The sequence below is a fragment of the Synechococcus sp. J7-Johnson genome (assembly GCF_024345795.1).
GTDB lineage: Bacteria > Cyanobacteriota > Cyanobacteriia > PCC-6307 > Cyanobiaceae > Regnicoccus_A.
Window position 1 is genome coordinate 1 of sequence record NZ_JAGQBU010000056.1, and the last position, 7,929, is coordinate 7,929.

The 7,929-nt window shown below is 57.5% G+C and carries 11 protein-coding genes and 2 pseudogenes; 10 read left to right on the forward strand and 3 right to left on the reverse strand.

The window, feature by feature from the left end; all coding sequences use genetic code 11:
- Positions 1 to 68: 68 nt before the first annotated feature.
- The 5 genes and pseudogenes from KBY93_RS16340 (at position 69) to KBY93_RS15600 (ending at position 2,962) form a co-directional block, all read left to right on the forward strand.
- Positions 69 to 278 carry a WD40 repeat domain-containing protein gene (locus tag KBY93_RS16340; RefSeq protein ID WP_399223358.1) on the forward strand — a complete coding sequence of 70 codons (210 nt, stop codon included), beginning with the start codon at positions 69 to 71 and terminating at the stop codon, positions 276 to 278.
- Positions 218 to 559: a WD40 repeat domain-containing protein gene (locus tag KBY93_RS15585; RefSeq protein WP_255095350.1), complete on the forward strand. Its 342-nt coding sequence runs from the start codon at positions 218 to 220 to the stop codon at positions 557 to 559. The genes KBY93_RS16340 and KBY93_RS15585 overlap by 61 nt, the downstream gene beginning before the upstream one ends.
- Positions 560 to 975: 416 nt before the next feature.
- Positions 976 to 1,860, forward strand: a complete 885-nt coding sequence (locus tag KBY93_RS15590) for a calcium-binding protein (RefSeq protein WP_255095342.1) — start codon at positions 976 to 978, stop codon at positions 1,858 to 1,860.
- A 39-nt stretch (positions 1,861 to 1,899) separates the two neighbouring features.
- Positions 1,900 to 2,192, forward strand: a pseudogene (locus tag KBY93_RS15595) (IS630 family transposase); the annotation flags it as partial.
- A 71-nt stretch (positions 2,193 to 2,263) separates the two neighbouring features.
- Positions 2,264 to 2,962, forward strand: a complete 699-nt coding sequence (locus KBY93_RS15600) for a transposase family protein (protein ID WP_255095343.1) — start codon at positions 2,264 to 2,266, stop codon at positions 2,960 to 2,962.
- Here KBY93_RS15600 and KBY93_RS15605 read toward each other — a convergent pair.
- A pseudogene (locus tag KBY93_RS15605) lies at positions 2,958 to 3,176 on the reverse strand (ArsR/SmtB family transcription factor); the annotation flags it as partial. The gene KBY93_RS15600 and the pseudogene KBY93_RS15605 sit on opposite strands and share 5 nt — an antisense overlap.
- Between KBY93_RS15605 and KBY93_RS15610 the strand changes: the two are divergent.
- From KBY93_RS15610 to KBY93_RS15625, 4 genes are all read left to right on the forward strand, one after another.
- Positions 3,175 to 3,390, forward strand: a complete 216-nt coding sequence (locus KBY93_RS15610; protein ID WP_255095344.1) for a hypothetical protein — start codon at positions 3,175 to 3,177, stop codon at positions 3,388 to 3,390. The pseudogene KBY93_RS15605 and the gene KBY93_RS15610 sit on opposite strands and share 2 nt — an antisense overlap.
- A 109-nt stretch (positions 3,391 to 3,499) precedes the next feature.
- Entirely contained in the window at positions 3,500 to 4,033 is a 534-nt protein-coding gene (locus KBY93_RS15615) for a rhodanese-like domain-containing protein (RefSeq protein ID WP_399223361.1), read from the forward strand.
- Positions 4,034 to 4,112: 79 nt separating this feature from the next.
- Positions 4,113 to 4,541, forward strand: coding sequence for an OsmC family protein (locus tag KBY93_RS15620; RefSeq protein WP_255095346.1), 429 nt, complete (start codon positions 4,113 to 4,115; stop codon positions 4,539 to 4,541).
- A gap of 197 nt (positions 4,542 to 4,738) precedes the next feature.
- Positions 4,739 to 5,176: a hypothetical protein gene (locus tag KBY93_RS15625; protein WP_255095347.1), complete on the forward strand. Its 438-nt coding sequence runs from the start codon at positions 4,739 to 4,741 to the stop codon at positions 5,174 to 5,176.
- A gap of 88 nt (positions 5,177 to 5,264) precedes the next feature.
- Here the strand turns inward: KBY93_RS15625 and KBY93_RS15630 are convergent, their stop codons facing one another.
- Positions 5,265 to 6,080, reverse strand: a complete 816-nt coding sequence (locus KBY93_RS15630) for an alpha/beta fold hydrolase (protein ID WP_255095348.1) — start codon at positions 6,078 to 6,080, stop codon at positions 5,265 to 5,267.
- Between the two features lie 16 nt (positions 6,081 to 6,096).
- Positions 6,097 to 6,801 carry a 1-acyl-sn-glycerol-3-phosphate acyltransferase gene (locus KBY93_RS15635; protein ID WP_255095349.1) on the reverse strand — a complete coding sequence of 235 codons (705 nt, stop codon included), beginning with the start codon at positions 6,799 to 6,801 and terminating at the stop codon, positions 6,097 to 6,099.
- Positions 6,802 to 7,375: 574 nt separating this feature from the next.
- On the opposite strand from KBY93_RS15635, the gene KBY93_RS15640 reads away from it, so the two are divergent.
- The gene (locus KBY93_RS15640; RefSeq protein WP_094553838.1) at positions 7,376 to 7,645 is read left to right on the forward strand and encodes a high light inducible protein; all 270 of its coding nucleotides are present in this window, start codon (positions 7,376 to 7,378) and stop codon (positions 7,643 to 7,645) included.
- Positions 7,646 to 7,929: the final 284 nt, after the last annotated feature.

The window sequence follows — 7,929 nt, forward strand, 5'->3', positions numbered from 1 at the left end:
GCAATAGTCCATGTCCCAAGTTGGATGATTTGCCGGTCACCGCATAGCCAGGCTTGTGGGCTCCCCTATTGCGCATCCACGCCCACTCGAGGACCGGTTTTGGCTGCCGCTCTTTTTCAGGAGTCCCCAAGTGGCATGAAGCAACAGTGAATGCCGTGGCCTTCAGTCCGGATGGCAGTCGAATTGTCACAGGCTCAGATGACAACACACTGCGCCTCTGGAAGATCTCAACGGGGGAGCCGATCCAAGCTCCCTTTCGGGGCACACAGGCGTCGTGAACTCCCTGGCCCTCAGCTCCGATGGCCGCCTGATCGTTTCCGGCTCGGACGACGAAACGTTGTCCATCTGGGATGCGACGACGGGCAAGCTCCTTCGCCCTCCTTTGAAGGAGCAAACAGACGGTGTGCTCTGTGTCGCCTTCAGCCCCGACGATCGACGTATCGTCTCCGGCTCAAAGGACAGCACCCTTCGCTTCTGGGATGCGGCCACCGGGCAACCGATCGGCCCTCCACTAGACGGGCACACCAACGATGTGTACCCATTCAGTGGGGTGGCCTGAAATGGCTTGCCATCGTGTCTGCAGTTGGCTCTGCTCTAACCTCAACGATCCAGCTGGCGCCGAGCAAGGCCGCACTGATGTGTGCGGGGTCTCTTAGGCCCTCAGGATCCAGGTGATGTTGCGGCCATGGTTGATCTCGTGATCCGTAACTAAAAATACCGAAAGTGCACGCGGCAATGTGATGAATGAACGTGATGGATGCGACAGATCCTCGATGCTAGTGCTGATAAAGTTTTACAAAGCTATAGACATAGATGGATCTTTATTCTATTTTCTCATCTGAGTATTACGGAAACAGGTGGTCTAGCGGATCCATCACTTGGTCGCCCTCCGAACTAGGCATCAGGGCCCCTACGGCAGTAGAGATGGACCTCCTTCGGCGTGCTTTCAAGCTCTGGGACGAGGCCCTCGAATCGGTGACCTTTCAAGAAGTATCTTCTAAAGATCGTGACGCTAAAATCCAGGTTGTATTGGGAGATACTGGCGACTCATCGGGCTATTGGTCAGCCACTTGGAGCACGGTAAGAACCGCCGCCGGTATCACTCTCTCATCAGATCTTGACTCTGATCTCTTTGCAGTTGCTGCCTCTCACGAAGTTGCCAATGTTCTCGGCCTAGGGGACATCGATGGAGGAGGATATGTAGAAAGCATTACATTGGATCCATTCTCAGGGTTCCACCTCGCCAGTTCTAGTATCAATTATCTAACTCGCATTGATTACGAGCTCATTAATCAGGTCTACGACGAGGAGGCCACTGACTATTTAGACTATCTTGTTCACCACTCCGGGTTTTCTGAGGTTTATCTTGGAGATTCTACTTCCGCATTCTCGGAGTTTTTCAGCGGCTCTGACGGAGAAGGCCTTATCCATGGCTTCAAGGGCGACGATACACTAGATGGAGGCTCCGGCGACGACCTCCTCATTGCCGGAGCTGGTCAAGATTTGATTATCGGCGGTGATGGAGCTGACGTCATGTACGGTGGTTTCGGAGGCAACGTATTTGGCGATTCCCGAGACAGTGACGCTGACCAGATGTTTATCCGCTCGGATCACTTCCTTGATAGCCATTTCAACGGGGCGACCCTCAGCGATGCGAGCGCAGGGGTTGTCGATATTATTGAGGGCCTTGATTCGTATGATAATATTTTCATAGAAGCCGGCTTCAGTAGATCTCTTGAAGTCCGTGAAAGCGCAGGCGGACTAGGTCTTTATGTGGACGGCATCTTTGAGGCCATTTACATAGGACAAGATCTGACCGCCGTTCAACTCATCAGCATGACCGAGATTGTTGCCGCTTGACCCAGGGCAGGGCATCAGGCCCCCCAGAAGACGTAGATGCTCTCCACCGATCCGTTCTTTGTGGAGAAGGTGCGGGACATCGTCGGTCTCTACCTGAACCCTCCAGACAAGGCGATGGTGCTCTGCGTTGACGAGAAGAAGCAGATCCAGGCCCTGGACAGGACGCAGCCGCTGCTGCCCATGGGCCTGGGCTACGTGGAGGGGGTGACGCATGACTACATCCGCCACGGCACCAGGAGTTCCTGGGGTTCCTGCGCCTGATCGAAAAGTCAGTTCCAGCCGAATTGGATGTCCATCTGATCGTCGACAACTACTGCACCCCAGGGCCGCCTAAAAGTCTGTCCACGTCGGTCTTGGCGGTCCTGTCAGCATTGGGTTTGGTCGGTGGGTCTCCCCGCTTCCCATGGCCGAAACCCTTGCCACCGCAGTCGATCAGCCTGCTCCCGATGACCTGATCAGCTTCCTCAAGGCCATTCCGGACGGCCGCTACCGCCGCGGGGTCCGTTACCCCCAGTGGTTTCTGCTCCTGGTGGCGGTGCTTGGGATCCTGAGTGGCTGTCGCAGCTCTCGCGATCTGGAGGCCGTTGCCAAGCGGCACCGAGAGGCGCTGAACCAGGCACTGGGCCTGGAGTTCAAGCGCTGGCCGTCGGATGCCGCCTTCCTTTACTTGTTTAACAAGGCCCATCTGCAGCAATTCGGTGAGGTGCTGCAGGCCTGGATGATCAGCCAGATCCCAGGCGGCGCCGAGGGTCTTGACCAGTTGGTGTGCGACGGCAAGACCCTGCGAGGCTCGGCGATCGAGTCCGTAGACGGCAACTACCGTTTTGTCGCCCAGGTCACGGTCTATGCCCGTGCTCTGGGTGTCGCCATGGCCCAGAAGACCTACGACACCCATGAATCCAGCGAGCGGGCAGCCCTCAAGGAGCTCTTGAGCACGATGAAGCTCGACGGCGTCTTGATTCAGTCGTTCAGACCGCCTGCAATTCGCGGAGCTGCTGCTCCAACCGTTGCCTCAGTAGTCCCTGCACCAGATTGCAGAGTTCGTCCACCAACGGGTCGGCAACCGCATAGATCAACCGCACCCCGTCGCGCTCACAGCTGACCAGGCCCGCCTGCTGCAACTGGCCCAGTTGGCGGCTGATGTGGGATTGGCTGAACCCGGTGGCCTCGATCAGGGAGGCCACATCCATGGCCCCTCCATGCTTCAGCTGACACAGCAGCTGCAGACGGGCCGGCTCGCTCAGGAGCCGAAAGAAGGCGCAGAGTTCATCGAGCAGCTGGGGATTCGGCGGGGACCCGGCAGCAGGCGTGGCCATGACAAAGCATTATGTCGCTTCAGGCATTATGCACGTAAGCGGACGTCTGTGGAATCCCGACCGGCTTCTCTGCTCAGGGCCGCGCGGCAAGGGCAATAACTTCCTGCGCCAGCAGGCCGCCGCGTTGAACCCAGGCGAAACGCTCTGCCTGGTGGAGGGGGATTGGCCCCACCACTGCTGTGAGCTGAGCCGCGTGTTCCAGGGATCGCCTTAACACGCATAATGTGGCTATGCTCATATCAATTAGCAACAGATCGCTCGTGTCCGTCGCTCCCGCGCCCACCCTTTCCCTCTCTGCCGGCCCAGGCCACCCCCTGACCTCCATGACCTCCATGACCGCCACCCATAACCGCATCAGCGCCCACGACCTGGCCGGCCAGCTGGCGGCCAAAGGCGTCAGCGTGATTGATGTGCGCGAACCGATGGAATACGCCTCCGGCCACATCAGCGGCAGCCTCAATGTTCCGCTCTCGCGCATCACCCAGGCCGATCTGCCCAGCGGACCCCTCGTTCTGGTCTGCCAGAGCGGCAACCGCAGTGCCAAAGCCCTGAGCGAGCTGCTCCGCCAGGGCCATCCCCACCCGGTGGTCGACCTGGTGGGTGGGATGCCCGCCTGGCAGCAGGCCGGTTTTTCCGTACGCAAACTCAAAGGAGCGCCGCTGCCCCTGATGCGCCAGGTGCAGATCGCCGCAGGCTCACTGGTGCTGTTGGGGGTGATTCTGAGCCAGAGCGTCGCCCCGGGCTGGATCTGGCTGAGTGGGTTCGTGGGCGCTGGTCTCACCTTCGCGGGCGTCAGCGGCTTCTGCGGCATGGCCCGGCTGCTGGCCGTGATGCCCTGGAACAAGGTGACCATCTGATCGCCTCGGTGCCGGCGGTAACTCAGCCTTCCCCCCGCGTCGCGGCGCCACTCACTGCCTCCCTCCCCCCAGTACGCCGATGAGCGCCTTGACATTCAGCTTCCGCCTTTGCAGCTTGCATGGCATCACGGATCCCGTCAGCCAGGAACTGACGGTGGAGTTCCTCACCCCCGAGGGAACCTGGCAGCCGCAGCTGCCCACGCTCTCCACCCCTGGCTTCCGCCTCTATCTGCTATCCCTGCTGCTCTGCCAGCACCACTATCTGGTGGCCAATGCGCAGGAGAAGGGGATCCCCCTTGCCCAGGTTGATGGCACATTCACGGTGGGGGCCTCAGCCAGCTGGATCATCGAAACCATCGCAGGCGACTTCCAGCTTCAGCTGCAGCCCGGTGCGGCGCTGGAGCGCAAGGAGATGGACTTTCTCGAAAGACGCATGAAGGCCTGTCCGGTCTCCCGAAACCTGCCGGAATCGGTGCTTAAAACGATCACCGTCAATCTGGCCCCCTGATTCCCTGCTTCCAGAGAGACGAGGTCAATCGTTCCGCAGCAGGGTCAGGGTCAGGATCAGGCCAGATCGTGCAGGGCCAGGACGTCGCTGGGGTGCTGGTGATGTTGCAATGCATCGTTCCATCCGCAACGAACCACCAAGATCACATGGTCCTTGCTTCCTCGCTTCCCACACTGAGGGAACAGGCTTCGAGAGTGATGAACACGTCGATCAACCAGCCCCTGCGACTGATCACGCTCTGGATCGCCTGGCTGCTGGCGATGCTCTTCCACGTGGACCTGGGCCTGATGCCCCTGTTCCACGGCCAGTCGCCGGAGATCCACAGCCATGTACACGAGGGGGCACTGCCCCTGCTCTTCGGAGCGATGCTCGGCTACTTCCTGCTGCCGCTGATCGCGATCGTGCTGATCGTCTACTCCGCCACCACGGCCGGCCCGGCCATGCGCTGGCGCCCCTGGCGGCGAATCCACTTCTGGTTCAGCGTCGTCTATTCGATCACCAACTTCCCCCATCTCATCGCCGATGTCCTGGTGCCCGATGCTCGCCTCGATCAGATTGTGCTGATGGTGGCACTCACGGTCTTCGGGCTGCTGATCAACGTGGAGGCCTGGCGCTGGTGGCGGCAGACCCCATGACTTCCTAACCTTGAGAAGTGAGCGCTACGCAAATCTAAAAAGTCTGGCCGCTGCTGCCTATCTGTTACTGATTATTCAAGCATCTCAGCTATCTCAACAGCACAAGAACAGGCTTCTTCGCGTCGGCGCAGAAGTTGCTTGATTTTAGAATACTACTGAACCTGACCTCTTTTTCCAGCAAACAAGCATGCCCACTCTCTGGCAGTAGAACGGTCCGAGAATTAGGTAGGTGTCTTTCTAATCTTCTCGCCTCCTGCACGGAAGGGAGGAGTCGATCTGAGCCCGATGCCAGGACGAGAACAGGTTGCTCAATCCGCTCAAGAGCCGGTTTCTCAATCTCGAACTGGCTGAGCAGAGACAGTCTCCAGGCAGCACTTGGTGGGCTGACCGATTGCATGGCAGCCAACAAAGCCTGCTGACTCACAACTGGAACACGGTGGGAAGCAATCAGAAGCGGTAACAGCCCAAAAGTAGACAGGCGGTAAAGGGAGCCTGGTAAGCGCTGCGTAAATGAGGCTCCCCAACCCAGCCACGGTTGGCGACTCGCCGCAGAAGCTGGGTTCACCAGGATCAGACGATCGAAGAGAGGCGGATGGCGAACTGCCAGCCTCAAGGCCAGACAGCCACCAAACGATTCACCGCATAGAACTATATGACGCGAAGGAAAACGTTGCTTCTCCTTCCTGATCAAACCAGCAATCTGCTCAACCAATCCATTCCAGCCTGTTAAATCGTCAGGGGGAATCGACAGGCAGCGAACATCGAAAATAGACTTCAGTCCAGCTTGCTGTGGTTCCAACAACTTACCTGTCCCATCCATTCCCGGCAGAAAGACAAACAGGGGAAGGTTCGTTCTGTCGGACGTGGAAGACAGTAGTCGGAGTGGTCTGGTGGAGACTGACATCGGTTGCGTGAAAGGATTAGTTACAGCCTTGTTGCAGCATTCCGTCAATCTGGTCCCAGCATGACTGAGTTATTTCCTTAGCCAGCGGCGTACCGTGGCGTCCGCGATACTGTTGGCGTAAATTCTCATCAATCTGGATAGGATAACCAAAGTGAAGATGAACGCGACGATAGACAATTGCAGGATGCCATCCCCCACAGTTGAACAGCGGTTCTGAAGGATCGAACAAGCGGAAAAGCTTAAGCGGGGCCAGCTGATGCTTATTCTCTTCTGTTGATAGAATGGCAACCGGCAGAATCGTTAAATCAGTAACTGGTGCTCGCAGGGCCAGATGGGCAAAACCCCGATGGAAGGGGCTGAGTTGATTGGCAGATTTGACCTGAACCATCGGCTGGGCCCCCTCGGGGAACACTCCCACCACTTGCCTTGCTTGCAGGAAGCTGATTGAATTCTGGAAAAAGTGCTTTTGTCTCTGGCTGGGAGCGTCCAAAGGAAAGCCTCCCATTGCCGAAACCACATCCCGCATCACTGGAACACGACTCATGTAGTAGTGACAGGCAAATCGCACGGAGCGATTCATGGCTGCCATCAGCAGGGGAGCATCGAGCACGCTGCGATGATTGCTGACAGCCAGGATTCTGTTATCAGTGGGTATTCTCTCTGAATGTTCAAGGGATACCTTCGTGCCAACCGCACCAAGCAAGCGACGGGAAAGTCGCAAGGGAGTTTCCGGGGTGTGATGTGGTGTTGGGTGGTTGAATTTCACTGACAAAAGACCTGATGTTTAAGCTTCAAGCTTGGAATAGTGTTAATGGTCCTTGAGGATCATGCTCGGGTACATCAGTCAGGAATTTTCTTCATATTCAAAAGGTAAAGATTGTTCCTGAGTCTTCACCTTGCCAATCAGTTCCAGGGTTTCATGCGCATGGCCGGATATCCAGGTCTATGCTTGTCCTTGATTTTTGGTCGGTGGCAAGTTACCCATAGCATATTCTCTACACTAAAGCGTCAGCTCTGACAACATGACTTGATCCTGAGGGGTGATAACCGAACGTTCCAGCGGAGAGGGGTATGTAGCTCCTCGAAGAAGGCCGCCCCGCTGTCCCAGCCTTGCCTGTGAGCGCAGAATGTCAACATCAACGACTGGTTGCTGGTGGATGGTCCCTGTTGGGGTCGTTGCCTTCATGACTGTTGAAACAGGCCAGAAACCAGCCCAGCTGGCGTGTAATTCGTACTTGTAGTTTGTTTGCACCCAGTCATCGCTGTTAGAATGTTTCTTCTCGAATCAGACTGCCATGGAACCGGACACCTCCAAGACCACCAGTGCGGTTGATCGCGCCTCCATCCGAGGTGCCACCGTCACAACAGAGGAAGGTGGTCGCCTCAATGCCTTCGCTACAGAACCTCGTATGGAAGTCGTGAATGCCGATCGGGGCTGGGGCTTCCATGAGCGTGCAGAGAAGCTCAACGGGCGCCTTGCCATGCTCGGTTTCATCGCCCTGCTGATCACTGAATACGCCCGGGGGGGCGAGGCCTTCACCAAAAGCATTCTGGGAATCGGCTGATCCGGATAACGGTTTTGCCTGGTGGTATGTGCACCCTGAGGCTGGTCTGTTCGCGATCAGTTCGCCGATCGGAGTTCTGACGTTGGCACCCCGCCAAGGTTCATCGCCCTAGGAGTTTGTTGCCAATAGGGCAGCGGCCCTCTGGCCACGTCTAATCACCCCTCTGATGTGAGCGAATGCAAGGATGCAGACGCCTTGGGTTCTGCAGGCCGTGCCCTTTGATGGGCCTCAGTCCGCCCTGGCCAGATCGGCCAGGGCGGCTGCCCCTCATCCCGATGCCGCCG

Bases quoted from the DNA above. Each gene is read 5' to 3' on its own strand.
- KBY93_RS15600 (WP_255095343.1), top strand. From the start codon at position 2,264: ATGGCCGAAACCCTTGCCACCGCAGTCGATCAGCCTGCTCCCGATGAC.
- KBY93_RS15610 (WP_255095344.1), top strand. From the start codon at position 3,175: ATGACAAAGCATTATGTCGCTTCAGGCATTATGCACGTAAGCGGACGT.
- KBY93_RS15615 (WP_399223361.1), top strand. From the start codon at position 3,500: ATGACCTCCATGACCGCCACCCATAACCGCATCAGCGCCCACGACCTG.
- KBY93_RS15620 (WP_255095346.1), top strand. From the start codon at position 4,113: ATGAGCGCCTTGACATTCAGCTTCCGCCTTTGCAGCTTGCATGGCATC.
- KBY93_RS15625 (WP_255095347.1), top strand. From the start codon at position 4,739: ATGAACACGTCGATCAACCAGCCCCTGCGACTGATCACGCTCTGGATC.
- KBY93_RS15630 (WP_255095348.1), bottom strand. From the start codon at position 6,080: ATGTCAGTCTCCACCAGACCACTCCGACTACTGTCTTCCACGTCCGAC.
- KBY93_RS15640 (WP_094553838.1), top strand. From the start codon at position 7,376: ATGGAACCGGACACCTCCAAGACCACCAGTGCGGTTGATCGCGCCTCC.